Origin of the sequence: Arcticibacter sp. MXS-1 (assembly GCF_041902385.1) — a bacterium.
Lineage (GTDB): Bacteria > Bacteroidota > Bacteroidia > Sphingobacteriales > Sphingobacteriaceae > Arcticibacter.
Genome location: NZ_CP169244.1, coordinates 1,714,881 through 1,741,747, shown reverse-complemented (window position 1 = coordinate 1,741,747; position 26,867 = coordinate 1,714,881). Strand labels below are relative to the sequence as shown.

The following is a 26,867-nucleotide window of genomic DNA, read 5'->3' as shown; positions in this document are numbered from 1 at the left end:
AAAAAAGCTATGCGAAAACACCTTGCCACTTTTGGCGGAAATAAGCCTTGTTACGTTCATGCAACTCATCTGTGCTGATTACTGAACCAAGATAATGAATGTCCACTTTCTGAGCACTTACGCCATGGTGATGATAATGCCTAATATTCACCGCCTGATTCACGACACACTTCAACCCTTTTTGCCTAATCTTGTATGACAAGTCGATTTCTTCAAAGCCGGCAGGAGTGTAAGCAATGTCAAAACCACCGACCGCATGAAACGTCGATGCCCTTAGCAAAAAACAAAAGCCAGAGACAACATCTGCTTCAACCAAATCGTTAGATTCCTCGACAAAGGAATAATGTTGACAGTTTCTCCAGTAAGAACCCGCCGGTCCAATTTCCCCGATTTGATCGGAAGCTAAAAGTTGAGCAGTAAGACCCTCCAGGGACCCAGCACCAACTGAAACATCATCGTTGAGATAACAAAGCACTTCACCCTCGGCGAGCTGCGCGCCAATATTCCAGGATCGAGCGACTCCAACGTTTACGCTATTGATACAATAACGATCGATGTCAGGATTATTAATAATATATTCATGAAGCTTACTGTCTGTCCCGTTACAAACTACGATTACTTCGTAATCCGCAACGACATTCTTCTTTATATCTCTAAGGGTTTCAGTGATAGTTTGCTTCGGCATAAAGAATCTCTTCTTGTTAAGAGGTCGTGAAAAATGGAGCACCGGAATGATAATACTTAATTTTTTTGTCCCATTTATATACTTTCTATTTTTAACCATAATTCTTCTTCCACCCCTTGATAATTTCTGGCGTTAGACAGATCCATCGGGAATGATAAGGCACCGACATTCTCGTTACCGATAACGTGACAACCACATAACGAGGCTTCCACTACAACACGTCCTTGGGGCTCCGGCCATCGGGGCAAAAAGACAAAGTTTTTCGCTCGATTCATAAACGAAGGTACCCGGTCGTAAGTGACATGACCATGGTGAACACCAAAATCCAGTTTGATGCCAGGAGCTACCTTTCCGATTAAGTGAATATCTTCCCCTTTAAACCTTCTCCGCATCTCGTAGAAGCCTTTAGCTTCTCCGATAATACCTACAAAAAGATACTCAATATCTCTTTGTAAGTTCATATTATAAAAGCGCGATGTGTCAATCAAGGGCTTCAAAATAAAACTATCCCTTCCCTCCAGACCCAATACCTTTTCCGATATGGTTTTATGTAGAGGAGAGACATAAATATTAAGAATGGATTGCTCATACAACTCACGCACGAGATCATTAGCGGAGAAACACCGATTTGAAAAGTCCTTAGTGACCAACTTATCTAACAATGACGAATCGCCCTTTATCGGGCAGAGGAGAGCACTATTGCCACTACATGGCAAATATGGCAGGTTACAGACATCAGCGTATGCATTGGTCAAGTGAATAAACGGAGCTCGCCGGATTGCTCTTCGCAAATAATTGCTCCCAAAAGCTCTCCATGCGCCAAGAGAGGCTAGAGAGTGCGCGTTATTAAACACATCGACTAAGAAAACTAGATCGGGTTCACTATGTTCGTCAATTCTATTTGGCCTAACCGAAGAGACTTTAATATCGTGTCCCCTTTCTAAGCCCACGTCAATTATAGCTTTTGTTACCATTTCTCCACCTCCGCGATATTTGATAGGGTCCAAAAATGATACTAGGTTTATTTTCATCTAAATAGTATTTATATCGACATAAAAGCAGGGAAATACCAGTACGGTCCGAACCAAATTTCTTAGCTATTCATTCATGGTCAGAACATAGAGGCGTTTTACAAGGAAAAAGAAACAAGTCAAACAGCTCAAAAAAATTGTGCCCAGAATAAGGCCTTTCAATTTTCCGAACTTCTCTCTCTTCAAAGGATATACGGGAGCATCCACCATTTGAATTAAAGGTGTCTCCTTTAATAAACTTATCTTTGCTAGCTCAAGACTTTGTACCAAATTGCTTAAGATTGCCTTATTCGCTTCAGCAGAAAACTGGGCGCGTTGGAGAGGAACATTTCTTTGCCTCTGCTTAGTAGGGTTCATATTAGGAGTTGCGTCTACCACTGCCGCAGCTGAGTAAATAGAGCGATTCATAATTGCCCTTACAGAATCTGCTTTCCCTTGTAAAATTGCTATATTGTTCAGCGACTTTCTCGTTCTTGTTTGAATATAAAACTCGTTTACATTTCTTACTAGTTCTTCATTGAATGTTTTAGCGAACTCTTCATCTGTTGACTTAATGTCAACCTTAATTATACTCAACTTCTTATCAGGCTTTGTGACATTTAGGTAGTTTTTGCTAATATCCTCAACAGCTTTGCCTAAAACGCTGTCTTTCAGCCTTTGCTCTTCGTCAGACCGAACTTCGCTTGTCGAAGATCTCCGCGCCGGCCTCTCAACAAAACGTAGCCTTTGCAAGAGAGGGCGGTCCGTCCACATTATTCTGAGTTTATTAAACTCTATATAACGCTCCATTAAAGTTTGATATTTTCCACCTACTAATACGGAGGTCAACAACGTCTTTTCAAGCATTCTTCTCGACTTATACAGTTCCAGTATATTATCTCCTTGAAAAATACCACCACCGTGACTGGCAATGTCGATACCAACCAAGGACGCCAACCCTGAATACTGGCTTAATCCTCCCCCAGTCTCACTCCCCTCCAATACGAACGTGGTTGTGGCTGTATAAGACGGTTTTTGAAAAGCGGCATAAATGACGCCCATCCCCCCCTAAAGCCGCAAAAACTAAAATATAAAGCCCCTTGCTGAGTAAGTATCTACACCACTCCTGAATATTGAAGATGAACTCTTTAAGCGAAATTTCATCTTTAGTTCCACGTATATCATTCACATGATTCTCCGGTAACATAAAATTATATTTTAAATTGTGACGGCCCGTTCACTTGAAGTGAGCATTTCGTAAAACATTTAACGCTTTAATTGAAACACTAAAAAGACAAGTCAGAGTTAAACTTATCTATCTCCCTTGGATACGTCACCTAAATAACGCTACAATAATTGCCGCCAAAGATGCCAGTCCACTCGTTATTCCAACTACCTCTCCCGGTGTCATCTTTCTTCCCTCTGCTTTCTTCGGCACAAAGATCTCTGCTCCTGGTCTTACCGCGGGATAGTTATTAAAGAACAAGAACTTGCTTGCGCTTTCTACTGATCCGTTCGCATAGATAATGTATGCGCTTCGCTTCCTCGCTTTATCACTAAACCCTCCTGCGTTGGAGATGTACCGTTTGAATCCCTTATTGCCGGAGTAAACTACGGTTACAGGCGATAACACTTCGCCGCTTACTTTTACCGTCTGCAGCTGCTTTGGCACACTCAGAATATCGCCTTCTTCGAGGAAAAGGTCATCTTTGCTACCCGGACGTTTCAGTATGCGGGGAAGGTTAATACCTACATAATCATTGCGCAATGCTTCCTCGCTCAGATCGGCTTTAAGTGTATCGCTCACGCGCTTTTGAAGACGCTGGAATTGCTTTAACCGGTCTCTGTTCATCTTGCGGTTGACGTCAAGCGTGTCCTGACCAGACCCCGGCCGCTTCAGCGATGCTCCTTCTACATACGCATACGCTGTAAACCCTCCGGCTCTTTTAATGATATCCGAAATGCGTTCGTCTTTGCGGGTGATGGAGTAGACGCCGGGGTATAATACTTCTCCTTCTACTTTTACCTGCCGCTGAACGGCGTAACCTGCGGCTGGCCGTACGGCTATGATATCGAAAGGCTGTAATACAAATTTAGATGCGGTTCCCTTCAGATCTTTGCTGATGTCGACCTGGAAGATCTCGGCTGTACGGGCCGACTCGGAGGTCACGTCACTGCTTTTGATCCTCCGGGAGATCTCTACGCGCTGAGGCGTTGCATTCTCTTTGAGGCCCCCTGCCTGGATGATTGCGTCTTCCAGGGTCATGCCTTCGGCGTAGCTTAAGCGGCCGGGCCGCTGTACTTCTCCTTCGACACGTACGTTGTATTCTTCCTTTAAATCAAAGATGGAGGAGATGGTTACCACGTCTTCGCGGCGCAGCGGGATATCGGCTTGTTCACCCGACAAGATCTTAGCAACGTCGAATGAAACGAGCTCCGGCTGCAGGTCTTCTTTGATACGCGTGATATAGCCGCGGTTGCGGAATGCGTCTTCGCGCAGCCCTTCGGCTTTTTGGATGAGTTGCTTTAAGGTAAGACCGGCTTCCAGCTGGAACTGTCCCGGCCTGAATACTGCACCTTCTATGGTCACCCGGTTTTCAAACCGGTCGAGGATATGGTCTACAAAGTACTTGTCGCCACTGGCGGGCTGGTAGAGGGCGAACTGATCGGAAGTGACGTCGTCTATCCTTCTTTCTGTTGGCGTATTCTTCAGCACCTTCACTCTGGCCCTGTAGGCGCGCTCGCTGAAATCACCGGCAAAGCGGATCAGGTCGGCAAGCTTCTCGCCGCTCTTCATCTCGTAGATGCCCGGTCTTTTTACTTCGCCAACCAGCTCTACGCGTGTATGGTAAGGAGGTACGCGGATCACATCCTGATCCTGCAGCCTGTAGTTGTTCTTAAATTCTCCGTGTAAAAGGAAGTCGTACACATCGAGCGTAGCAATCTTTCTTCCCGCCCGGATCAGTTCAATCTGCCGGAAGGATCCGTTCTCGGTAGGCCCGCCTGAGGAATACAGGGCGTTGAAAACCGTCGCCAGCGAGGGTAATGTATAGGTACCGGGCTTTACAACTTCGCCGGTGAGGATGACCTTGATGCTGCGAATATTTCCGATAGCGATGCTTACTGATGTATTACCGCTCTTTAATCCGGAATATATGGTGGCCAGGCGTGAGCGGATCCTGGAGGATGCCTGTTCTATGGTCATCCCGCTCACAGCGATCACTCCTACATAAGGGACGTTAATGGTTCCTTCGGGGGATACTTTTAGCTGATAGCTGGCTTCTGAGTAGCCGTATATGTCGATGAGCAATTCGTCATCAGGACCGATCTGGTAGTTCTTAGGGGTTGCGAGCCGGAGATTGGGCTCAAAAGTTAAGCGGCTGTTGCGGAACAGGTCGGCCCCGAAGATCTTCGACTTTAAGCCTGCCAGGCTCTTCTCGGCCAGCGTGAGCGTGTCGCGCTTTAACTGGAGGGAATCATCGAAGGTATTCGCGTCACCGTTATACTGCCGACCAAACGAACCTTGCTGGCCCCTGCTGCCTGCAGCGCTGCTCCTTTTTTGATTCTGACTGCCACCCTTCTGGGCGTCACCAGCTTTCAGCTTATCTACCCGCTGACGCAGCTTCTGAATTTCAGTTGAACTCATTCCCCGCGCAAGAGCTACCTGCTCCAGCTGGGCTTCACTTAGTCCGGAAGCTTCGACTTGTGCCATGAACTGCCGGATCTGCGTATCGGAGAGCTCATCCACCCGGATACTGCCGAAATCCTGACTGGTTTGCGCCCTCAGTCCCGATGCCAGGAATAAGGTGATAAGTAATGCAAATACTCGTATAAATCTTATAGGTCTCACTTTTAAATATTTAGCCCCGGTAGTAAGGGACTCCCCTCTTATTCCGGCAAAGATAATATTTACCGTATAAAATGGGGTGAATTATTTCAAATGAGAGCAAGATCATTACTTACCCTTGGCCTGGATCATCACCATGACGGTCTGCAGGATGATATTAATGTCTGAATTGAGGTTCACTTTGCGAAGATACGCAAGATCATAACGCATCCGGTGGCACATTTGCTCTACGTTTTCGGCATAGCCGTACTGCACCTGCCCAAGCGATGTGATGCCTGGCTTGATACGCAGGAGCTTCTTGTAGTCGGGCGAACGTTCGATGATCTGCTCTATGAAATACTGGCGCTCAGGACGGGGGCCTACTACCGACATGTCGCCTTTGAACACGTTCCAGAACTGGGGCAGCTCGTCGAGCCTGGTTTTGCGCATGATCCTTCCCCATTTGGTAATGCGGGGATCGTTATCGCCGCTGGAAAGCTGCGGACCGAACTTCTCGGCATCAATGTACATACTCCTGAACTTGTAGATATAGAATGGCTTGCCCTGCAGGCCGATGCGTTGTTGCTTGTAGAATACGGGGCCGCGTGATGTGAACTTGGTAATGATGACAAGCAGCACGAACACCGGAAGACCTGAGAACATCACGATGCTGGAAAACGCCAGGTCAAATGCCCGTTTGAGCACTTTCATCTTGACTTCTGCTGGCCCTTCGGGCGTGATGGCCAGTGCCGGAATACCGTTATAGTTGACCAGATGTGCATGGCTGTTCTCGAGGAACAGGTCGGAAACAAGCTTCACCTGGATGAAGTCTTCGGCACACTCCTTCATCAGTTCTCTGACGAAACCGCTGTCGACTTCCTTATAACAGATGAACACCTCTTCGGCCTTGTTTGCCTTAATCAGATCGGTGACCTGCGTAAGTGTAGATTGCTCCAGCTCATCCTTGGATATGAACTTGATAAAATTGTATCCGTATTCGGGGTGCTGTTCAAATGACTTAACGAGCCGCTCGGCGATGTCCTTATCGCCCAGGATGACGACGTGCTTGAGGTTAAATCCTTTCTTGCGGATATAGTCGAGCACAAAAAAGATGATCGACCGGTGCATCACAATAAACAGGAAGAACAAGGATATACTGACCGAAAGAATGCTGACCGGGACCTGAAAACGCCGCAGAAAATAAAGGATGCCTAATACCAGCACCAGGTGATACGTGAGCGTAAGCAGGATTTTGTTCACATGATCGCGCAGCACCAGAGGGCGGCGCAGGATGTGACTTCCTGACAATTGCGAGACTAATAGCCATACCAGGTTACTGATAAGCGCGTAAACGGAAAAGTAGTCGTGAAGGAAACCGGAAAACTGCTGCCCTGTTGTGTAAGCGATTCCGAGAGCCACATTTAGCAAGACTAGATCACTGATGTACGTGAACGCTGGCAGATAGCGTGAGTAGCGAGTTGTCATAGGATCAATGTTGATAGATATGGATTTAACAAGAATATCCCGTGACGGTTTTAAAAAATTCAAAAAAACTGAAGTTTTACCTCAAACTTCTCAAAAACTGATGTAAACAGGGTTGACGAACAGCGATGAAAAGGGCGTTTTAATGCCTTGTACCGCATTAAAAAAACCGAGACCCATTCTTTAAAAAAGTGCAGCAGCTGTATTAACTGAAGTTGCCGTCTGAGGCAGATGGCTGTTGATGTAGGCAAAGATCTCGGCCTTAAACCGGGCCGTTGAAAACCGGAGCGCATGCTCGCGTATGGCTTGCGGATCAAAAGCCGAGGGGTTCTGTTCGAACTGGGCGATGGCTGCCCGCAGCGCCTCTTCTGTTTGCTCGCCGTACAGGATGCCGGTTACACCCGGAACCACCGTCTCTTTGAGTCCCCCTTTACCATAGGCGATCACCGGCGTTCCGCAGGCTTGGGCTTCAACCGGGACAATTCCGAAGTCTTCTTCTGCGGCAAACAGGAACGCTTTGGCTTTTGACATATGTTCCCTCAGCACCGAAAAGGGCTGCTCGCCCATCATGGTGACATTGGACGTGGCGATCTTCCTGGTCTTCTCAAAGTCGGGGCCTCCCCCGATAACGATGAGCTTCTTGTCGGGCATACCGGCGAATGCTCGCACAATGAGGTCCATTTTCTTGTAGGGAACAAAACGGGAACAGCTGAAATAGTAGTCTTCCTTGTTGCTCACCAGGTCAAAGTCTTCAACTGCCACATTGGGGTAAATGGTCTTGCTGCTGCGGCCGTATACTTTTTTGATCCTTCGGCCGATATAGTCGGAGTTGGAAATAAAATGATCAACGCGGTTGGTGCTGATGATGTCCCAGGTGCGGATGCGGTGCAGGAGGTATTTGGCGAGAAAGCCTTTAAGCCCCTTGTGCAGTCCCGACTCCCGCAGATACTGATGATGCAGGTCCCAGGCGTAGCGGATGGGTGAATGACAATAACAGATGTGGAGCTGGTTGGAGTTGGTCAGCACTCCCTTGGCAACGGCGTGAGACGACGAGATGATCAGGTCGTATCCGCTGAGATCAAATTGCTCGATGGCAAGCGGAAACAGGGGCAGGTACGACCTGTACTTCTTCTTTGCCATGGGCAGGTTCTGGATGAAGGAGGTATGCACGCGGCGGTTCTGGAAGCCGAGCTTCTGAATGGTTTCGTCCATAGCCACCAGGGTGTATATATCGGCCTGTGGAAAAAGGGCTGCTATTTCTTTAAACACTTTCTCTGACCCGCCGATCACGGTGAGCCATTCCTGTACAAGAGCTACTTTTAACATCTGTGTATCGTTTATCTGTTATTTTCTTGCTGCGGCCCTACAGGGAACGCAGCAGCCTGAGATGCTCATCGACCGAGCTTTCCCACCTGAATTTCCGGATGTGCATGCTGCCCTTCTCTGCCAGGTTCTTACGCAGCTGGCCGTCGGCTAATGTATGGGTGATCTTCTCGCTAAGCTCAGCGGCGTTGAGCGGGTCGAAATAGACGACTGCATCACCGCAAACCTCGGGCATGCAGGCTGCCCTGGAGGACAGGACGGGGCACTTGTTGAGCATGGCCTCAAGCGGCGGAAGCCCGAATCCCTCGTACAGCGATGGAAAAACAAAGAGGCTGGCCAGGGCATAGATGGAATCCATGTCTTCATCGGCTACAAAGCCGGTGAAGTGGATGTTTCCTGAAAGCTCGGGTGTGGAGGATACCATCGAGATCAGCCCGGAGTCGCCGGTGATGAAGCCTTCCTTTTTCCCGACGATCACCACCTTGAACTCTTCCCTGACTGAGGGGGCAAGGAGCAGGTAGGCCTCGAGGAGCTTCTTCAGGTTTTTGTGGGGCTTGACGTTGCCGACAAACAAAAGATATTTTTCGGGCAGCCGATAGCGGGCCCTGATGCCGGCAGGATCCTTCAGTACCGGCTCAGTCCGAACTCCGTTATAGATCACCTTGATCTTATCAGGCTTGCAGCCGGTGTGCCGCACAATTTCTTCTTTGGAGAATTGGGAAACAGTGATGATCTGATCGCTCAAACTCACGGCAGCAGATATCATGAGCCGGGAATAGAGCTTCTGGGCGGCAGTGAGCTGGTTGAAGTAAGCCAGGTGGAAAACGTCGTGTATGGTCACCAGCCTCTTTTTGCTGCCTGGTGAAAGGAGCGGCACGTTGTAATGGGGTGTCCAGAATACATCGGCACCGCGGTGCTTCAGCGCTATGCCCTGCTCACGGATGGAGTATATAGGCGCGCAGAACCTGATGATCTCTTCCTTGTCTGCATACGCACTCAGCTCGTCGGGATTACCCAGCAAGGCCAGCTCAACCTCCTTGCGGAGCCCGGGGATGACATTCTTCAGGTAAGTGCCTATTCCTGAAGAATTGATCATTCTTGCATCAAGCAGTAGTTTTCTTGTAGACATTCAGGAACAGTTTGTAAAGGTATAAGCAGCAGTAAACAACAATAACGACGTAGATACCGAAGAACCCGGCTGTGATGGAGAGTGACCCAATAAACATGGTTGACACCCCCGCTACAAAGCCGCCGATCTTATTATCTGTATAGGCGTATTTCCGTATGTTATGGTCAAAGTATTTCCAGGCATAGCCGAGCAGGATACCAAGCAGGATGACACCCACGATGCCGAAATTGAAATAAGACTCGCCGAACATACCTGGCCGCAAGCCCGGGTGTTCCTTGGGGCTGTAGCCCGCCATAACGGCTGTGACTTTCCCGATCGACCATTGATACCTGAATTCGGATATACTACTGGGAATAAACGACATAAAGGCAGCGAGATAGGTTTTTCCATAGAAGTGGACTCCGTCCCACACGGAGAGTATCCAGGAAAAATCGCGCAGGTCTGAGAAGGAGTTGCCGTAGAACACCTGCAACGAAAAGGCGCTAAGCATTACCGACGCGGAAAACTCACCCGCCCTGAAGAAGCTGAGCGCCATGATGAGCACCAGGACCACCAGGGCAAAGAACAGGACCTTGCCCAGCTTGATCCTTCCCTGCTTACGGTAATAAACATAGGCGGTAAAAATACCGATCAGGGGGCTGATAATACCTCCGCGAGACCCGATAAACAGGGTAACGAGCAGGAAAAGAACAAGCAGCAACTTATCAGACCGCAGATTAAACTGCATGATCCTGACTACGAGGAAACTGCTCACGATGCCACTGAGGGAGTTAACGAAATTAAAAAGGAAGCGAAACTGATCGTTCTGCGCATAGAAGCCGCGGGGGTCGTTCAGCATGCCGGCCCGGTAGGCAAAGAATAGAGAGGAAAGAAGCGCTCCGAAATAAAAGAAGCAAACGGTGCGCGTTACTTTCCGGTTCACCACCAGGCGCGTATACAGCTCGCCTACCGTATTCCTGACGGGCCTGATGAGAAACCAGTAAATGGGTGTGGCCTCTTTGTAGTACCGGAATATAGCTCCCCCAGGAAGACCGACATATAGCCCACCAGGGAAATGATATAGGCCGAGTCAATGGCCTTCCTGACGATCATCAGGTTTCGCTCACTGATCACGAGCGAGTTCAGCTCGGCCGTAGAAAAGGGATACATGAGCAGGAACGTGAGGAAGTAATTGAGGAATAAGGTAACGTGCCAGAAGTCTATAGTCCAGCCTGTACGCTTATATGAGCGGTACCACGAGTAAAAGAAAATTATGATTAAAATGAAATTAATACACATAAACAGTGTATTAAACCGGAGTGCACCACCGAAGTATTCTGAGTAATCCATTAATTCATCATATAAACAAGGGCGGGGATCAGCCGATCAAGCTGATCTCCCTTTTTTCTGCAGCTCGTCGATAACGGGCCCGGAAGGATGATCGAGGGTTTTTTTGATAGCAGTTTGCAACATCAGCTCATCATTTGGGTCTATATACTCTGCCAGGTTAAAACTTGCTTCCCGCAGTTCCGGAATATCGGAGGTGACCACCCTTGTTCCGCACAAGAGCGCCTCCCTGACCGGCATGCCAAAGCCCTCATACAGGGACGGAAAGACAAATACATCTGCCCCGGCATATAAAAAGGGCATGAGCTCGTCTTCAATATAGCCGGGAGACAACACATCCTCCTTGTGCTGATTGATGAGGTCCTGTACCGAATTTGATTTCCACCCTTTTGAGCCCACAAGCAGCAATTTGTAGTTTCTCAATTCTCCATTTCTCTTTAAAGCAATAAAGGCCCGAATTGTTTTATCCAAATTTTTTCTTGGCTCCTGCGTGGCGACGGTGAGGATGTAGGGATAGGTGATCTGCCGTTCAGCAAGCCGCTGCCGGGCAAGGTCCTTGTCGACCAGCCTGTACCAGGGATCAAGCAAGGGGAACACCACCAGGTCTGCCTTTTTGCCAAAATAGTGATTCAGCTTGTCGGCGGTCCCCCCGAGTTTGCCAGGATGAGGTCGGCTTTGAAGATATCTTTCTTGTAAAAGAGCTTGTCGGAGATCAGCCTCAGGGTACTCATGGTTTCAGGGGCGATCATCTGATTGAAGTCGTGAACGAGTGAGACGATCTTACATTTACCGATAAAAAGGGGCACCAGCGCGTCGCCGGCAAAGAAAATATCGGGCTGGTCACGATTCAGCAGCCGGTGCAGCAGGAATTTGGACCATACCATCGGCTTTACTTTTGCATAAACCGGGGCATCGACGAATACCCGGATGCGCTCTGACCGGAACGCACATTCGAGCGGCTTATTGGTATACACCGAAATGGAGAACCGCGTGTCGTTTGCGCAGATATACTCCAGCAGATTCAGGACAAACTTCCCTACTCCTGTTAATTTACCTTGTAAAAGTCGGCCATCTACTCCAATTTTTATCATTCCTTGATGTTCATTTTTTAAAGTATAGATTCTATCTGCTGCAGTGCCTCTTTCAGGAAATGCCCTGAACGTACCCGGGTGCCTAATGCCCGGCAGTTGGCTGCAAATTCCGCGTATTGCTCCTGACTGACAGACAGAGATTCGAGTTCGGCAAGGCTGCTGACCAGGATCCCAATCTGATGCTCGCTGATCAGTTTGCCAATGGCAGAGCCGGCAGGCGCGATGACGGGCAGCCCGGCAGCGAGATAAAGAGAGAACTTATGAGGATTGTTGTAGCGCAGGTAGTTCCCCATAATTTCGTCACACCGATCGGTTTCCGTACCATCCCAGATGAGGCCGAAGTCGCCCTCAAGGCGTTGTGCTATTTCATCCGGCGGATATACTCCCTTCCAGACGACATTCTCTCCGCTGCTTTTGCCTTCGAGGTAGTTGGGGCCATATAAATTAAACTTCCAGCGTCCGTTCTGGGGCAGCTTGTAAACGAATGTGCTCTTCGACAGATTACCGGCATATACGATGCGGGAAGGAACGTGGGGCGCTTTAGCGGGCGCTGTTCTTTCGGGGGCAAGGTAATCGAACACCTTCAGGGATACCAGAGGGATGGTCACTCCCTGATCGCGCAGCCACTGCTTCATGGAGTCGTTGTGAACGATCAGCGCGTCGTAATGGTTGAAGTTGCAGGCCTCCGTTTTTACGGCTCCCGCATCTTTGGCACCCAGACGAAGTGACTCGATATCATGGATGACGGCAAAGAACCGGATGCCCTTTGCCCTTCCCATGAAAATAAAGTACTTGAAAACTTTATTAAGAATGGGATACTGGACACCGATCAGCGAGCCTCGTTTGACTCCCAGCAGCAGCTTTACTATTTCGCGGAATGCTGCCAGATAAAAAGCGGCTCCGCGACGCGAGTTGTTGTTAAACGTAACGGTATAGTCGGTGTATCCGGCTTCTGAAAAGACGGAATTACAGTCGAGCACCGCCTTGGTGGCCGCTGAGTTCCTGGTTTCCTCGTTCTGCTCGAATATGCAGAACTGATACTTCTTCCGCTTGGATGAGTGAGTCATGTTTTCAATATAGATTTGTCTTTGCGCCGGCCATGCGCATTAAAATGAAGCCGCCCTGGCCAGCTTAACCTTCGCACGGTCTGAGAAGAACCTGATGCAGTCTTTATAGCCGTAGATATCTGAGAAGGTGTTCAGCGCCATCAAAAGGGCTTTACCCCGGGGCGCCGTTTGCTTAACGAGGTAGAATATGAAAGAGATGACGACGTTTCGAAAATGCTTCTTCTCAAAGTATTCGACTTCGTTGTTGGCGAGCACCAGCTTTTTTAGCCAATGCAGATATTCACACAGGGCAGAGCCGTCAAGCCGCCCTACTGATACCAGCCCGAGCTTCCTGTGCATCCATAACTCCCGCTCAGTAGCGTCGATGCGAAGCTTCCTTAAGAAGAAGCGGAAAATGCCAAAGTGAATATCGTCGAGCATCGCCTTGTTGCTTTCTTTGAGCACGGACACGTTGGTGGTGTGGATCCGGTATTTGAGAAGGACCTCCGGAACGTTTCCGAACGTAAGCAGGTCGATGGCGTTTACCCACATTCCGTAATCCTCTGCATTCTTATACTGCTCGTCAAACCGCAGCTTGTGCTTATTAAAGCTCTCGCGTTTGAAGATGATAGCGGGGTGGAACATCGGATTGAGAAAAAACAGCCTGGCCCTGATATGCTCGTGCTCAACAGCTGCTTTTAATATGTGATGTTCTGATCCGAAGGTCTGGACCCAGGAACCGCAGATGTCGATATCGGGATTGCGTTCCAGGTAATTCAGCTGACGCTCGAACCGGAGAGGGTGCGAGATGTCGTCTGCATCCATCCGTGCAATGAACTCACCCTGAGCCAGGTCGATGCCTTTGTTAAGCGACTTGACCACCTTCAGGTTCTCCTCGTTATTAATAAGCCGGATCCTGCGGTCTTTATATTGTTCCAGGACCTCCAGGCTGCGGTCGGTCGACGCATCGTTAATAACGAGTAACTCAAAGTCTTTGTAAGTCTGAGCAAGTATACTGTCTACCGCCTCACCGACGTATTTTTCAGCGTTATAAACGGGTAGTACTACACTTATTCTAGGCATCAAAAATTCTCCTTTGCTTTTTTGAAACAAAAAAGACGAAAAGAAGTTTTAAGAACAATTAACAGTTTATTACATCTACGCACGAATTTTAAAGAAAAACATAATAAAGACTGGTTTTTATTAAAATAAAGTGAATTCTGCGTAAAAAATTCAAACCACTCATGGTGCGAATTGCCTGATAGCGGGCGGGTTAAGGCCGGTACTAAAACTAAGAATGATGAAGAGCAAGTCAGATCTGCTGCTTAAGAATACATTTATATATACTATAGGAAATTTCGGCTCCAAACTTTTGTCTTTTGCGCTGGTGCCTATCTACTCGTTCTACCTTACCAAGGCCGATCTGGGCTATTATGATCTGATCCTCACCTCCCTGAGCCTTGCAGTTCCGTTTATTACCCTCCAGATTGCGGATGCGGCTTACCGCTGGCTGGTGGAAGAGCAGGAGGATGAACAGAAAAAGAAAGCCGCGGTGACGAACGGCATCGCCTTGCTGGGCTTAAACTCCCTGGTCTTTTGCGTGATCTTCATGATCGCCTCCCTGTTTATCAATCTGCAGCACCCCGTCTATATCTTTTTCATTATGCTGGTGGGCTGTGTTCAGCCTTTTTTGATGCAGACGGTAAGGGGACTTGGAAAAAGCACCCTCTATTCGATGGGAGGCATTGTGAATATCGTCCTGGTGTTATTTTTTAATATCCTGTTCCTCTACCTCTCCAAAATGACGCTGGAAACCCTGCTGCTTTCGATGATCCTTGCTAATGTAATCACGCTTGCCTGGATCGTGTTTAAGAGCGGACTTCTGTCATTTGTTGATACTTCCCTCTTCAGCATGCGGGAGCTCAAATCGATGGTGCGGTACTCCTGGCCCCTGATCCCTAATACGATCAGCTGGTGGCTCATCAATGAGGTGAACCGATTTATTATTCTTTACAGCATGGGTGCTTCAGCCAACGGGGTTTTTGCAATCGCCAACAAGTTTCCGTCCATCATCATCATCGTAAATTCCATCTTCATGCTTTCCTGGCAGGACCACGCGATGAGCACCCTGCATGACAAGGGAAAGGAGGAGATGAACTCGAAGATATTCAATACCTATATGGTGCTGGAATTTACTATGGTGATCTTCCTGACCACAGTCTCCAAATTTATGGTGACGCATCTGATCGGCAACGCCTATTTCGACGCCTGGCGCTATATGCCGGTGCTGTACCTCAGTGTGGCTTTTTCTTCTTTCTCAGGCTTTTTCGGGGTAGCCTATCTGGGCGCCAAGAAGACGTCGAGCGTCTTTACCACTTCCCTTTACGGAAGCCTGGTGAACATCGCGGTCACCTTCCTTTTGATTAAGGAAATTGGCCTTTTTGCTCCGGCAGTAGGAAGCGCTCTGGGCTTCCTGGTGATGTATGCCGTAAGGCTCTACCAGACGCGGTCCTTCTTCAAGGTTCACGTGAACTATCCTTTATTTTTCCTTTTGCTTGGTTTGAGCATCCTCTTTATCTGGCTTGCGTTCCTGGATAATAAATATGTGGAGATCATCTCGGTGGTAGCAGCACTCCTGATTGGAATTGTTTTTAACAGGGAGCTGGTCGCCTACCTGTTTTCGTTCTCCAGAAAAATGGTGAAACGTTTCAACTTCGCGTCTTAAATTCAAAATATGACCTCAGTGCCCTTAGTCTCTGTTATTATTCCCTGCTACAACTACGGACATTATTTATCCGAAGCACTCCACTGTATTTCGGAACAGACCTTCAGTGACTGGGAATGTATTATTGTGAATGACGGCTCGAACGACCGGACCGAAGAGGTGGCCCTCAACTTCAGCGGCCGCGATCCCCGGTTTCGCTATTTCCGTCAGCCCAACTCAGGCCACTCAGCGGCGCGCAATCACGGACTGAGAGAAGCGAGAGGCGAGTACGTTCAGTTTCTGGACGCCGACGATAAGCTGAGCCCGCAGAAACTGGCGCTTCATACCGGGTTTCTGCAGAGCAGAGCTGATGCTGATCTGGTATATGGCGACGTCATTTATTTCGATGATCACGGGCCGATGAAGGAGCAGGAAGTGACTCCCATCTTTAAGAAGCCGCGCATTTCGGGCAAGAACAAGCTTTTGCTTGATAACCTGATGGACGATAACTTTTTTACGCCAGGATGTACCCTCTTCAGGAAGACCATCTTTGAAAAAATAGGGGGACTGAAGGCGAGCTATGGTTTTGAGGACTGGGAATTCTGGTACAGGGCTGCACTAATGGGCTTTTCCTTCCATTATGACGCGCGGCCGGGGACGGAGCTGCTGGTGAGGAACCACGAGATGCAGACCACGCGTAAATACAAGGAAATGATGTTGTCTAAACCGGCGGTGAGACGTGAAATTATCAGTGTCATGGAGAGATGGGACAAAGAAAAGAAGCTGAACCTGCCGGATGTGCAGGTGAGAAGCCTGGTAAGGAAACAGAAGCATCTGCTTGGCCTGGACGAGGCCTTTTATCATCTGAGGTACGGGAGCCTGCTGACCGGATTTAAACACTTGTTGCTCCATTCTGTTCCCTCGGGAGAGCCGTACAGGGCATTGTACGAAACGTATCACCTGCTCAGGGCGCGCCAGAAGAGTGCCTGAGGAAACAGCCTTTCAACGCTTTTAAAAATCCATTGACATGAAGATCGCCATCCTGATTTTAGCACATAAGAACCTTCAGCAACTGGACCGCCTTCTGGCCAGGCTAACCAGCGACTTCGACGTGTTCCTTCATCTCGACAAAAAATGGGACGTGGATGAAGGCTTTTTTAAAAAGTACCCGAACGTTTACCTGACAAGGCGCCACGAAGTTACCTGGGCCTCCTATCAGCAGATAGAGGCTGAACTGGAGCTGTTTACCACTGTAGCCGGCAGGGACTATGATTACCATGTACTCATCAGCGGGCAGGACCTGCCCGTTAAGTCGAACCGTTACATCAGGAATTTCCTGGAAAAGAACCGCCAGTACAGCTTTATTGACTACGAGGCACTGCCCAGGAAAGCCTGGCAGGAGGATTTTGAAGGGGGATATACCCGACTCTGGTACTACTATGGCTTTGAATTCAAAAAGAACGCGGTCGGCTTTGTTGCGAAAAAATCAATGGCTGTACTGAGGTATTTGCAAAAGCTGACCGGGCTTAAACGGAAACTTCTGTCCCTGCCTTATTATGGCGGATGGACCTGGGTGAACTTAAACCGGGAAGCATTAACCTATCTTGTGAATTACGTTCGCGATAACCCGCAGGTGCTTAAGTCGTTCAGATATACCAATTGTGCTGATGAAATCTGGATGCAAACGATCTTGCTGACTTCGGACCTCCCGCTGAGGAACAGTGACCTGAGATATACTGACTGGACCAATTGCGTGGCCAACCCCAGGATCCTTACCCAGAGTAACCTTGAGGAGCTGAAACACACGGACGCCCTGTTCGCACGCAAATTTGACCCGGCCGTAGACGCCGGGGTAATTGAACGTGTGTATGAAATGACGGAAGAGGGAACTACTGAAGAACTTTCTTATTTTGAGGCTCTTCAGTAGGGCGCTTGTGCTTCCCTGCATTGCGAAGGCCAAAAAGGTTGAGCATTTTGATGTAGCCCTTCCGCATGACTTCCTTCGGGCTATAGTCGGGATAACGGGCGTCTTTAAAGGGAGTGAGCCTGATATATTTCCAGTAGAGGCTTTTGTAAGGATGGTCGTGAGTGTACATCCAGGGCTTGTGTGTGCCGCCATAATGAATAATGAGGGGAGTTTCGGGAAGTTTTTCGTTCAGGAACAGCGCATTGTATTTGCCAGGGAGAACGTGCCACTTATCATGGAAGTACATGTTTAGAATGTCCTGATCCCACCAGGCAATGCGATTCATGTACTCGTCGGCAAGTTCGATGAGCTTTGCCGAAATGTTCTCCTCCCTCCAGGTCTTTACGTCGATGAGTAAGACCCCGGCATTGAAATACTTTTTTACAGGAAAGCCGAGAGCGTTCAGGGTATCGGCAACGGTATCGCCGTAGAAGTCCTGCACGGCCGCCAGGTATTTGAACTCCATCGTTGCCAGCTCCTTCAGTGATCCGGTAACAACAATGTCGGAGTCGAGGAAAAGGATCTTGTCTATATCTTGCGGCACCAGCTCGGTGATGAGGAGCCGGTAGTAAACCGTCTTTGAAAACTGAGGTGCAACTTTGTAATGATCGAAAACAGAATCGTTGAAGAAAACAACTTCAAGTGAAGCGTTGTACTTTTCAGCCACGAGGTCCGCTGTTTCGCGTAAGCGGTCAAGGGCGGCCTCCTTTTCAATATTGTGTATCACAAAGGCCCTGATGCGGAGATCCTTATTGTTCTCGAGCAGCGAAAACAGGGTGACACTGAAGTGCTGGAGGAACCGCTCGTCAATGGTAAAAATTACATTTAAAGTTGTCATAGGCTATTCTGTTTACGTATTATTTTGGACTTGCATCGGGGGTAAAACCACGCAGCTTCACCTTACCTAAACTTTTTTTTGAAATTTCCACGGCAGGGCATCGCCCATCAATGTAAACACAAACTCGTTCCTGAAGTGCAGCAGCTGCAACGCCAGAAAAGTGATCACATACACTGCGCCGATAATAAGTAACAACAGGAAGTGGTGCACATAGGCCCTAAGGACAAGCCCCGCAGTTACACTCACAATGAGGCTGACCCCGATCAGAGCGAGCAGCGAGCGGTCAAGCCGGATCTTTGCTTTTTTAGCGGCAGCCCGGTACACCATCAGACATACTGTCGACTCGGCCAATATACAGGCTACTGCCGCCCCGATATGCCCTAAGTAGGGAATGAGCGAGAAGTTGACTGCAAGACTAACGATGAGTCCGCCTACTGTTGCGGTCAGCACCTTCTTCTCCTGCCCGGTTGGGAGCAGGTACTGAGAACCCAGGACGCTGCAGTAACCGATAATAAGCGGCGCCAGGGCCAGGATACGCAAGGCATCGGCCGATCGCAGGTACTTGTCGCCGGAGACCACAAACAGGATCTCTGCCGGGAAGAAAAAGCACAAGACTGAGAAGGGAATGGTTAAGAGGAAGACGATGTTATTTGACTTCTGAATAAGGCTCGATATGGCATCTTCGTCCTTCTGCGCAAAGAGGGCAGCCACCCTCGGGATAAATACCACCCCGGCCGCGTTTACGAGCACCCAGAACATCTTGACCAGCTTGAGCGGCACACTGTACAGACTTACTGTAGCCGGGCTGGTGTAAAGCCCCAGTATAATGGTATCAAGCACCGCATATACGCTCACTGAAACGTTTATGGTGAAGAAGATGAGCAGAGGCTTTAAGTGGCCCAGGAGAACGAGCTTCTCTTTAAAGCTGTGATAATATTTCCTTAAGAAATAGATGAAATTCCAGGACGAGTTAACTACGACAGTCAGCACGGAAATCAGGTAATAGATGTAGTAATCTTCGTTGGCCTTTACCAGAATAAGAATACTTGCAACGTTCAGAACTTTAGTGAAAAGGGAACGCTTGGTTACATAACCAAAATTCTCGATTCCCTGGTAAAACCAGTCCATTGAGAAGGAAGTAAAAACAATAATGAAACAAGCGATACGTACGAGCGGCACATTTTGCTGCAGTGAAGGCACCCATAACGTTAACGCCAGAAAAATCGCTGAGAAAATTAGCGAGAGTACAAACTGAATACTGACCAGCTCTACTGCCAGCTTTGAATAACGCTCGGGCTGGTCTTTCACCCTGGATATTTCCCTGACTCCGTACGTGGGGATACCAAGGCTGACCAGAACAAGGAAGTATCCGGTGAAGGCGTCGATAAACGCTATCCGGCCGTAGCTGTCATTGGATAAGATACGGGCTACGTATGGGAAGGTGATAAGTGGGAATAGTACGTTGGAACTTGTGAGTATAAAATTGTAAATAACGTTCTTTCTGAGACTCATTCTAGTAAATCTGTTTCATGTGTTCAAGCTTTAATTCTGTCGCACTGTTGATGAACAGCAGACTTATAAAAAGCAATTGCAGGCTCTGCGCTGCACAAACCTGCAATTGCCCCGATGAATTAATTCTAAGCTCTAACAATAAAAAGTCTTTACTGGTTTTCGAGCACTGTCAGATTTTCGTTAATAAAAGCTGAGCATCTCGCTTTGAGCAGCGCCGCGTTTCTATCGTTCCTTGTGGGGTTAAGAATGCGGTCCTTCAGACTGATCTTATCGCCTTTTTTAAAGTCGAAGTTAGAGGAAATTTCTCCGTCGTCGCCTATATTAATGGTGTTCAGAATATCAACAATACCGTCGAAACGGCACTGGTCATTTACACTGTGGAACCCGCTGTTAAGGAATATCACAGGAGTGCCCAGAGCGAGACAAGGGAGCGCGCAATGAATCCTGGAAGTGATGACCAGCCGTGCTTTTGCATACTTATGCAGCAGATCTTCCGCTCTTTTAAAGCGTAGTTCCTCGCTTTCATGCTCGGGATATACCTGGGTAAGATACTCCGCATCAGCCAGCACATCTTTAGTGAACAGGCTCTTCAGCGTATTCTGCACGCTATTGATCTTCATTATATCACCGTTCAGGAACGATTTCAGAAAGGTACGATAGTTAGAAAATATCTTTGCAGAGTTGGGATAGAGCCATAGTGGATCAACCACATAGACCTTTCCGTCCTGTTCCTCGCTCTTGTATTTCAGATCAAGGGTAGTGGTAAGACAGCTGGAATAGTACGCGTCTATTCCGTATTTCTGCAATTTATTGGCAGTGAACAGGTCACGGCAACCGATAGGACCAAATTTCTTCAGATACTCTGCCTTCCCGTCTTTCAGCATGGCATCTTCAAGATGATGGTTCATATGAAATGAAACAAAAAGCGGATCGATCTGCGGTGAGGGCGGCCAATTCTCGGGCATATGCATGAACCAGCCATTTAAAATCATCTTAATTTTATCGCCCTGGTACTTGTCAAGCTGCTCCCTGTTCAGATAGGAATCTACGCGCGGCAAGTATTGCATCGCTGCCAGACTTTGAATGTAGTCTCCGGCATTGTACACTCCAAGGCTGGAGATGTAGGTCATTGTTCCGTACTTCATAGATGATGTTGTTTACACGCAAAATAGCGTTTTTTTTTCAAAATTGAGAAATTACTTTTACAATTAATGAGATTTTCGCAAAAATTACTCATTAGCAATGTTAACAGACAAACACGCGGATTGTTCTGTTACAACTTAAAAAAACGCCGGTGCCTGCCGTCAAAGAGAAGGAGAGGCTTTGCTTCTTAGTTGTCCCTCTTTATATATGACGTCGATCTCATGAAAGTGCTGGTCCATGCTCTTAATATATTTGGAGCGGTTCCCGATCAGGTTCAGGTTAATCTGGTTGATTTGGGCAGGATGGGCGAGGATATGCCGGATGATGGATACAAGGCCTTCTGCATTATTGCGTTCATTTACCCATCCGGTTTCATGGTTGATGACGTAATCGGTTATTCCCCCCATTTTATTGCCGATTACAGGAATCCCCTTTCCGAGGAATTCTATCCCCACTAATCCAAAAGGCTCCTCACACATAGAGGGTACGATCCCTACCTTGATTTTATTTGCCTGAAGAACCTTATCTAGCTGATCCACCTCGTATGGACCGGCATACCTCACGAAAGGATAGGGTTTGAGAAATGCAGGATCGTCAAGCCTACCCAACACTACAAACTCGAAGCGGCACGGATAGTCCGCTATATTCTCCTGCAGGAGATCGAAGACCTCCAGCATCAGGTCGCGCCCCTTCAGGGAGGTAGACATGACATTGCTCAGGCCAAAGGTGATGACCGGATGGGTGCTGTTGACCGCCTCCAGCACGAGCGGCCGCATTCTGTGGATATGCCGCAGGGTGATGTGCAGCAGGCGAAGGTTCTCAAACGATGAATAGTGCCGGTAGAGCTCGCCTGTCCTCGCCGAATTGGCCAGAATCACGTCTGCCATCTCCAGATTGCGAATGTTCTCTTCACGCCGCTGCAGGTAGCCAGATGAGGGAGGAACCGGCTGCAGTGGTGTGACTTTCACCGGATTTTTCCTGCCGAGAAGGGCCAGCAGCTTCTTTATCATGTTGAACTGCTTGCTGGTGAAGTACGTGCGGAAGCTTAGCTTAGCCTGGATTTTAAATCCCTGATGATGGGCTTGCACTGAGCAGTTCGCACATTCCTGGCACAACTCTTCGCCCTTAAGCGTGCAGAGACGGCCGTCCGGCAAGAAGAGCTTTGTAGTAGGACAGATGAGAAAAAAATCATGCGTTGTAAAAATGGTGCGGACTCCCCGGCTCTTGCAAATCGATATAAGAGAAGTGGGCAAGCCTTGTAATTCATGAAAATGAACCACGTCAGGTCTCAAGCCAGCAAGTAGCTTCGTAAAAAATGCTTCGCTAAGAGGCTCTGAAGTTTCAATGTCCGGTGTTTTTGTACCCAGCTCCTCCCCATTTAGTATAGGGGGGTTAATAAGCTCATAGACCGGATATCCTCTCTTGTGTTGCCAGCGTTTCAGCTTCGGCCCCTTTACAAAAATGTCGTAGCGGCCGGCGCAAAAATAAAACACATCATATCCTTTTTCTAACTGGATCTCCATCAGATCCTCGGCGTACTCGATAAGGCCACCAGAGCGAAAGGGCTTAAACCCCCACGCCACATGCAGTACTCGCATTTAATTCAGATTTACAGACAATTCGGCGGAAGGACGGCAAAAATTATTCCAACAAAATGGAGGGAGCGAAAAGAAGCACCGGCATGTGCTATATGATGGTGGTGTATTGGCTGGCAGTAACTTAACTACCCTCCGCACTACGGCGGAGGGTACTATTATTTATCCGAAGATCCTTCTGATCCAGGACTTGTTACGCTTACTATCAGCGTAGTAACCGTATCCTTCTCCACTGCTATAGCCATAGCCGTGTGAAGTCTTCATATCTACTGCATTAAAGACAAGATTGAGGTTATTAAATTTCCTGTCTTTATAGAGACGCTCAATATACTGCAGGCCCCGCTTCTCCGAATAGTTATGGCGCACAATGAAGATGGTGGAGTCGGCAAGGTCAGCTATGATCTGCGCATCCGTTACCAGGCCTACAGGAGGGGCATCGAGCAGCACGTAGTCGAACTCATCCTTCAACCGCTCGATCAGCGATCTGAGACTCGGCTTGGTCAGGAGCTCTGCCGGGTTTGGAGGCAGGGGCCCGCTGGTGATGATATAGTAGCCTTTTTGCTGCGGTATCTCTTTCACGATCTGGTCGTAGGGAGCCTGCCCAATCAGGTAGTTCGACAGCCCCAGCGAGTTGTCCATACCGAGGTTAAGATGAAGTTTTGGCTTTCTCAGGTCTAGTTCCAGGATCACCACTTTCTTTCCGGAGGCTACCAGACTGGAGCCGAGGTTAAGGGAAATAAAGGACTTGCCCTCGCCGCTGATGTTGGAAGTGAACAGAATGGTCTGACGGTCTTTGCCCCCGCTGGTAAAGCGCAGGTTGGTCCGCAACGCTCTGATCTGCTCGGAGATGATGGACCGCGGCTTCTCTATTGTCGAAAGAACGGTCCGGTCGGCCGAATAGGCAACATCCGCCAGAATTGGGGCGTTGGTCAACTTCTCGATCTCTGCTCTTGTTGATACTTTATATCCCATCAGGTCTCGCAGGAAGATGATCAGTATCGGCAGGAATATGCCCAAAGCGAAGAATACGATGTAAATGACTTTCTTTTTGGGACTTTCAGGGAAGCGGCCGCTTCTGGGTGCGTCAATCACCCTGGTGTCGGCCACGTTTGACGCCAGCACCAGTGCCGTTTCCTCCCGCTTCTCGAGAAGGTAAATGAACAAATTGTTTTTGATCTCCTGCTGGCGCATGATGTCGAGCAGCCCCCGTTCTTTTGTTGGGACTCTGCGGATCACTGTTTCAAACTGCGAGCTCTTGCTCTTCAGCCTGTCTCTGGTGATGGTCAGAGCCGACTTGATATTTTGTACACCGGCAAAAATGGATTTCTTGAGCGATTCTACCTGCGCGTCGATCGACTGGATGATGGGGTTTGTCTCGGGTATGGTGCTAAGCAGGCTTTCTCTGCGGTTCAGGGCTTCACTGAGCTGCTTCACCTGGCCCAGCAAGGTCGGGTCTTCAAGGCCCATCGTGGAGGGCAGCTTGGCCCCTCCTTCCCCATTGCTTACATACTTCTCAATCTGCTCCAAGACGTTCAGCTGGATCAGCACCTTATTCAGCTCAAGGTCGTTCTGCTGCAGACTTTCGAGGAATAGTTTCGATTGGGAGCTTATGTCGGTGATCTGATTGCTCGATTTATAGGCTTCAACGTTCCTTTCCACTCCCGAAAGCTCTGAAGCGATCACGTTGAGCCGGTCTTCTATAAATTTCAGGGATGTGGCAGTGAGACGGTTTTTGTCGTCAATAGCATCCAGGTTATAGCCTTCGATCAGGTTGTTGATAAAGTCCTTGCCGCGCTGGGGAACTTCATCGGAGATGCTCAGGGAGAGCACACTTGACTTGCCGCTGCCTGCCTCAACTTTAAGATTGTCGCTGTATTGCTGTATGGCTCCTTCCAGATCATTGACCTTAAGATATACTGTGGCACCAGTGTACTGACTGAGGCGGGTATCAGGCCGGATTACAAAAGACCCGTACGGAGTTGAAACGATCTTATTGTAGGGATACGCCTTTTTGTCGATACGGACCTGAGAGGCAGAAACGACCTCAATCTCTATATAATCGGCAAAGGTCTCTGCATTTTCCTTGACCATCTCCACCTTTATGGGGGCTTTTCCATACAAGTCTATATACCGCAGGCCATCCTTGGCGTACAGATTCACCTGGAGGTTCAGGTTTTTTACTGTGCGCTCCAGAAGCGACTTGGTCTTAATGATCTCAATCTCGTTATCTATCACCTTGTCGGATGAGAAGAGATCCAGGTCATTAAGCTTACTGGCTGCGTCTGCTGCTCCTGCTTTATCATTGTTCTTAATGAGAAGTTTTCCTTCTATCCGGTAACTCGGTTTCTGAAACTGTATATAAATGAATCCAAGCGCTAAAAAGAAAAGAATTGAAAACAGGAACCATCGCCAGTGGTGAACATACTTATATATCAGCCCGCGCAGATCAAACTCGTCATTTTCTTCTAAGACAGCTCCTGGCACTTGAGTAGTAGTAGTATTCATAGCAGGTAGTATTACCTAAAGGTTTGAATTAAAATTGCGATAATGGATAAACCGCTAAATATCATTGAGATGTTAGCAAAAGACCGGTCCGTCTGTGCACTTCTGCCGCGGCTCGGTTCGACGTAGATCACGTCGTTCGGGTGCAGGTAATAATAGGGCGAACTGAACAGGTCTCTTCTTGTAAGGTCGACTGTTGCGAATTCCTTGACTCCGTTGGTCTCTCGCATGATCATCACATTCTCTCTTTTACCGAAGATGGTGAGGTCGCCTGCCATGGTGAGTGCTTCGGGAAGCGTAATTCTTTCGTTGGGAATGAGGTAGGTGGACGGACGGGCAACCTCTCCCATAACCGAGATCTTAAAATTGAGGAACCTTACGTTAACGGTTGGCTCTTTCAGGAATGGTTTCAGAAGTACCCGGATCGTGTCGCGCGCCTGAGAGGTTGTGAGACCTGCAACCTTTAACCTTCCGACAAGCGGAATTTCAATCATTCCCTTCTCATCAACCCGGAACCCGGGCGTGATATTCTGCGCAGCGCGCGTGGCTGTACTGGCACTGTAGGTAGTACCCAGCAGATTCGCGTCTTCCGGCTGCACGTTTACGCCATTGGAATAAGGATTAAAAAAGCTGCTGGCCGCCGGGTTAAGTGAATTCACGTAAACCGACAAAATATCGTCAGGCTGGATCTTCGGAGTAAAGGCCTGCACCAGACGCATTGTATCAGGCTGGCCATTCTTCTGAAAATAAGTGATTCTTTTTTGACTGATACAGGAGGAAAAGAGAAATAAAACAAGTACAAATTTTAGATACGATAGCTTTCTGATCATATAAGTCAATTGTGATATAGATGCAAAACCGTAAGAAGTGAACCGTTACCTTTATCTGAATTACTGGCCCTCATACTATGCCATCCCGGAGCTGGACAATGATGTAACGTTTGTGTGTCTTATTACTCGCATTTGCGAAAGTTTAACAACATGAATTCCTATTAGTTTTAAAAATTATTTGGCGATTAAAAAAATCTGAAAGCACGCCCGGGGTCCTTTTATGTCTCTGAACTTGCCGCGGCGCTCAACCTGGGCGCCGGAAAACGTATCATGTCCGTAATTCACCGGACCGGCTCTTATGAAAAATAAACCAAGTGTTTGAATATTAAACATTTTGATCTATCTTTGCAATCCCAATTTATGGGGTATACTATTTTGTTTAATTAATTTAATATCAAGCAAGTGAATACGTTAAGTTACAAAACTGTCTCAGCCAACAAAAAGACCGTTAACAAAGAATGGGTAGTTGTTGACGCTCAGGGCGAGATTTTGGGGCGCTTGTCAAGCAAGATCGCGATGATGATTCGCGGAAAGCACAAGCCTACATTCACCCCAAACGTAGACTGCGGCGATAACGTTATTGTTATTAATGCAGACAAGGTTAAACTGACCGGTAACAAGCTAAGCGACAAAACTTATGTTCGTTACACCGGCTATCCCGGAGGTCAGCGTTTCGTTTCTCCTAAAGTGTTGATGGCGAAACATCCCGAACGCATCATTGAAAAAGCGGTACGTGGAATGTTACCTAAGAATCGTTTGGGCCGTGCCTTATTTGGCAACCTGTATGTATATGCAGGAAGCGAACATCCGCACAGCGCACAGAATCCGAAAGAAATCAAACTTTAATTAAAAGAGAAAA

At 48.1% G+C, this 26,867-nt stretch carries 23 protein-coding genes; 4 read left to right on the top strand and 19 right to left on the bottom strand.

The window, feature by feature from the left end:
- Positions 1–7: 7 nt before the first annotated feature.
- From ACES2C_RS07480 to ACES2C_RS07420, 13 genes are all read right to left on the bottom strand, one after another.
- Positions 8–784: a glycosyltransferase family 2 protein gene (locus ACES2C_RS07480; protein WP_374166354.1), complete on the bottom strand. Its 777-nt coding sequence runs from the start codon at positions 782–784 to the stop codon at positions 8–10.
- A complete protein-coding gene (locus ACES2C_RS07475; protein ID WP_374166353.1) occupies positions 760–1,716 on the bottom strand; it encodes a hypothetical protein in 957 nt (318 codons plus the stop codon). Before ACES2C_RS07475 ends, ACES2C_RS07480 begins: the two co-directional genes overlap by 25 nt.
- 66 nt (positions 1,717–1,782) lie before the next feature.
- A complete protein-coding gene (locus ACES2C_RS07470; RefSeq protein ID WP_374166352.1) occupies positions 1,783–2,757 on the bottom strand; it encodes a lipopolysaccharide biosynthesis protein in 975 nt (324 codons plus the stop codon).
- A gap of 271 nt (positions 2,758–3,028) precedes the next feature.
- Positions 3,029–5,545, bottom strand: a complete 2,517-nt coding sequence (locus ACES2C_RS07465; RefSeq protein ID WP_374166351.1) for an SLBB domain-containing protein — start codon at positions 5,543–5,545, stop codon at positions 3,029–3,031.
- A 105-nt stretch (positions 5,546–5,650) separates the two neighbouring features.
- Positions 5,651–7,006: a sugar transferase gene (locus ACES2C_RS07460; protein ID WP_374166350.1), complete on the bottom strand. Its 1,356-nt coding sequence runs from the start codon at positions 7,004–7,006 to the stop codon at positions 5,651–5,653.
- 180 nt (positions 7,007–7,186) lie between these two features.
- On the bottom strand, positions 7,187–8,329 hold the full coding sequence (locus tag ACES2C_RS07455; protein WP_374166349.1) for a glycosyltransferase family 4 protein: 1,143 nt from the start codon (positions 8,327–8,329) through the stop codon (positions 7,187–7,189).
- Between the two features lie 37 nt (positions 8,330–8,366).
- On the bottom strand, positions 8,367–9,455 hold the full coding sequence (locus ACES2C_RS07450) for a glycosyltransferase family 4 protein (protein ID WP_374166348.1): 1,089 nt from the start codon (positions 9,453–9,455) through the stop codon (positions 8,367–8,369).
- Complete coding sequence (locus ACES2C_RS07445) at positions 9,430–10,377, bottom strand: O-antigen polymerase (RefSeq protein WP_374166347.1); 948 nt, start codon at positions 10,375–10,377, stop codon at positions 9,430–9,432. The genes ACES2C_RS07450 and ACES2C_RS07445 overlap by 26 nt, the downstream gene beginning before the upstream one ends.
- A 23-nt stretch (positions 10,378–10,400) precedes the next feature.
- Complete coding sequence (locus ACES2C_RS07440; RefSeq protein ID WP_374166346.1) at positions 10,401–10,784, bottom strand: hypothetical protein; 384 nt, start codon at positions 10,782–10,784, stop codon at positions 10,401–10,403.
- Between the two features lie 36 nt (positions 10,785–10,820).
- Positions 10,821–11,381, bottom strand: a complete 561-nt coding sequence (locus tag ACES2C_RS07435; RefSeq protein ID WP_374166345.1) for a glycosyltransferase — start codon at positions 11,379–11,381, stop codon at positions 10,821–10,823.
- A 29-nt stretch (positions 11,382–11,410) separates the two neighbouring features.
- Entirely contained in the window at positions 11,411–11,872 is a 462-nt protein-coding gene (locus tag ACES2C_RS07430) for a hypothetical protein (RefSeq protein WP_374166344.1), read from the bottom strand.
- Positions 11,873–11,889: 17 nt separating this feature from the next.
- Positions 11,890–12,939 carry a hypothetical protein gene (locus ACES2C_RS07425; RefSeq protein WP_374166343.1) on the bottom strand — a complete coding sequence of 350 codons (1,050 nt, stop codon included), beginning with the start codon at positions 12,937–12,939 and terminating at the stop codon, positions 11,890–11,892.
- A 39-nt stretch (positions 12,940–12,978) separates the two neighbouring features.
- Positions 12,979–14,001 (bottom strand): glycosyltransferase family 2 protein, encoded by a 1,023-nt coding sequence (locus ACES2C_RS07420; RefSeq protein ID WP_374166342.1) that lies wholly within the window; start codon positions 13,999–14,001, stop codon positions 12,979–12,981.
- 214 nt (positions 14,002–14,215) lie between these two features.
- Between ACES2C_RS07420 and ACES2C_RS07415 the strand changes: the two genes are divergently transcribed.
- The 3 genes from ACES2C_RS07415 to ACES2C_RS07405 are packed head-to-tail and all read left to right on the top strand — an operon-like array spanning position 14,216 to position 17,549.
- Complete coding sequence (locus tag ACES2C_RS07415; protein ID WP_374166341.1) at positions 14,216–15,643, top strand: lipopolysaccharide biosynthesis protein; 1,428 nt, start codon at positions 14,216–14,218, stop codon at positions 15,641–15,643.
- A gap of 18 nt (positions 15,644–15,661) precedes the next feature.
- On the top strand, positions 15,662–16,612 hold the full coding sequence (locus ACES2C_RS07410; RefSeq protein ID WP_374166340.1) for a glycosyltransferase family 2 protein: 951 nt from the start codon (positions 15,662–15,664) through the stop codon (positions 16,610–16,612).
- Between the two features lie 37 nt (positions 16,613–16,649).
- Positions 16,650–17,549: a beta-1,6-N-acetylglucosaminyltransferase gene (locus tag ACES2C_RS07405; RefSeq protein WP_374166339.1), complete on the top strand. Its 900-nt coding sequence runs from the start codon at positions 16,650–16,652 to the stop codon at positions 17,547–17,549.
- Here the strand turns inward: ACES2C_RS07405 and ACES2C_RS07400 are convergent.
- From ACES2C_RS07400 to ACES2C_RS07375, 6 genes are all read right to left on the bottom strand, one after another.
- Entirely contained in the window at positions 17,512–18,426 is a 915-nt protein-coding gene (locus ACES2C_RS07400; protein WP_374166338.1) for a glycosyltransferase family 8 protein, read from the bottom strand. The two genes, ACES2C_RS07405 and ACES2C_RS07400, sit on opposite strands and share 38 nt — an antisense overlap.
- Before the next feature lie 66 nt (positions 18,427–18,492).
- A complete protein-coding gene (locus ACES2C_RS07395; RefSeq protein ID WP_374166337.1) occupies positions 18,493–19,938 on the bottom strand; it encodes a flippase in 1,446 nt (481 codons plus the stop codon).
- A 149-nt stretch (positions 19,939–20,087) separates the two neighbouring features.
- Positions 20,088–21,083 (bottom strand): polysaccharide pyruvyl transferase family protein, encoded by a 996-nt coding sequence (locus tag ACES2C_RS07390; protein WP_374166336.1) that lies wholly within the window; start codon positions 21,081–21,083, stop codon positions 20,088–20,090.
- Between the two features lie 159 nt (positions 21,084–21,242).
- Positions 21,243–22,679: a glycosyltransferase gene (locus ACES2C_RS07385; RefSeq protein ID WP_374166335.1), complete on the bottom strand. Its 1,437-nt coding sequence runs from the start codon at positions 22,677–22,679 to the stop codon at positions 21,243–21,245.
- 159 nt (positions 22,680–22,838) lie between these two features.
- On the bottom strand, positions 22,839–25,181 hold the full coding sequence (locus ACES2C_RS07380; RefSeq protein ID WP_374166334.1) for a GumC family protein: 2,343 nt from the start codon (positions 25,179–25,181) through the stop codon (positions 22,839–22,841).
- Positions 25,182–25,192: 11 nt separating this feature from the next.
- Positions 25,193–26,008 (bottom strand): polysaccharide biosynthesis/export family protein, encoded by an 816-nt coding sequence (locus ACES2C_RS07375; protein ID WP_374166333.1) that lies wholly within the window; start codon positions 26,006–26,008, stop codon positions 25,193–25,195.
- Positions 26,009–26,410: 402 nt separating this feature from the next.
- Here ACES2C_RS07375 and rplM point away from each other — a divergent pair, with 402 nt between their 5' ends.
- A complete protein-coding gene (rplM, locus tag ACES2C_RS07370; protein ID WP_374166332.1) occupies positions 26,411–26,854 on the top strand; it encodes a 50S ribosomal protein L13 in 444 nt (147 codons plus the stop codon).
- Positions 26,855–26,867 lie beyond the last annotated feature (13 nt).

Excerpts from the sequence above, each read along its gene's own strand:
- ACES2C_RS07480 (WP_374166354.1), bottom strand. The coding sequence starts at position 784 with ATGGTTAAAAATAGAAAGTATATAAATGGGACAAAAAAATTAAGTATT.
- ACES2C_RS07395 (WP_374166337.1), bottom strand. The coding sequence starts at position 19,938 with ATGAGTCTCAGAAAGAACGTTATTTACAATTTTATACTCACAAGTTCC.
- ACES2C_RS07385 (WP_374166335.1), bottom strand. The coding sequence starts at position 22,679 with ATGCGAGTACTGCATGTGGCGTGGGGGTTTAAGCCCTTTCGCTCTGGT.
- ACES2C_RS07375 (WP_374166333.1), bottom strand. The coding sequence starts at position 26,008 with ATGATCAGAAAGCTATCGTATCTAAAATTTGTACTTGTTTTATTTCTC.
- ACES2C_RS07450 (WP_374166348.1), bottom strand. The coding sequence starts at position 9,455 with ATGTCTACAAGAAAACTACTGCTTGATGCAAGAATGATCAATTCTTCA.
- ACES2C_RS07430 (WP_374166344.1), bottom strand. The coding sequence starts at position 11,872 with ATGATAAAAATTGGAGTAGATGGCCGACTTTTACAAGGTAAATTAACA.
- ACES2C_RS07425 (WP_374166343.1), bottom strand. The coding sequence starts at position 12,939 with ATGACTCACTCATCCAAGCGGAAGAAGTATCAGTTCTGCATATTCGAG.
- ACES2C_RS07475 (WP_374166353.1), bottom strand. The coding sequence starts at position 1,716 with ATGAAAATAAACCTAGTATCATTTTTGGACCCTATCAAATATCGCGGA.
- ACES2C_RS07420 (WP_374166342.1), bottom strand. The coding sequence starts at position 14,001 with ATGCCTAGAATAAGTGTAGTACTACCCGTTTATAACGCTGAAAAATAC.
- ACES2C_RS07390 (WP_374166336.1), bottom strand. The coding sequence starts at position 21,083 with ATGAAGTACGGAACAATGACCTACATCTCCAGCCTTGGAGTGTACAAT.
- ACES2C_RS07470 (WP_374166352.1), bottom strand. The coding sequence starts at position 2,757 with ATGGGCGTCATTTATGCCGCTTTTCAAAAACCGTCTTATACAGCCACA.
- ACES2C_RS07455 (WP_374166349.1), bottom strand. The coding sequence starts at position 8,329 with ATGTTAAAAGTAGCTCTTGTACAGGAATGGCTCACCGTGATCGGCGGG.
- ACES2C_RS07415 (WP_374166341.1), top strand. The coding sequence starts at position 14,216 with ATGATGAAGAGCAAGTCAGATCTGCTGCTTAAGAATACATTTATATAT.
- ACES2C_RS07440 (WP_374166346.1), bottom strand. The coding sequence starts at position 10,784 with ATGGATTACTCAGAATACTTCGGTGGTGCACTCCGGTTTAATACACTG.
- ACES2C_RS07380 (WP_374166334.1), bottom strand. The coding sequence starts at position 25,181 with ATGAATACTACTACTACTCAAGTGCCAGGAGCTGTCTTAGAAGAAAAT.
- ACES2C_RS07405 (WP_374166339.1), top strand. The coding sequence starts at position 16,650 with ATGAAGATCGCCATCCTGATTTTAGCACATAAGAACCTTCAGCAACTG.
- ACES2C_RS07400 (WP_374166338.1), bottom strand. The coding sequence starts at position 18,426 with ATGACAACTTTAAATGTAATTTTTACCATTGACGAGCGGTTCCTCCAG.
- ACES2C_RS07460 (WP_374166350.1), bottom strand. The coding sequence starts at position 7,006 with ATGACAACTCGCTACTCACGCTATCTGCCAGCGTTCACGTACATCAGT.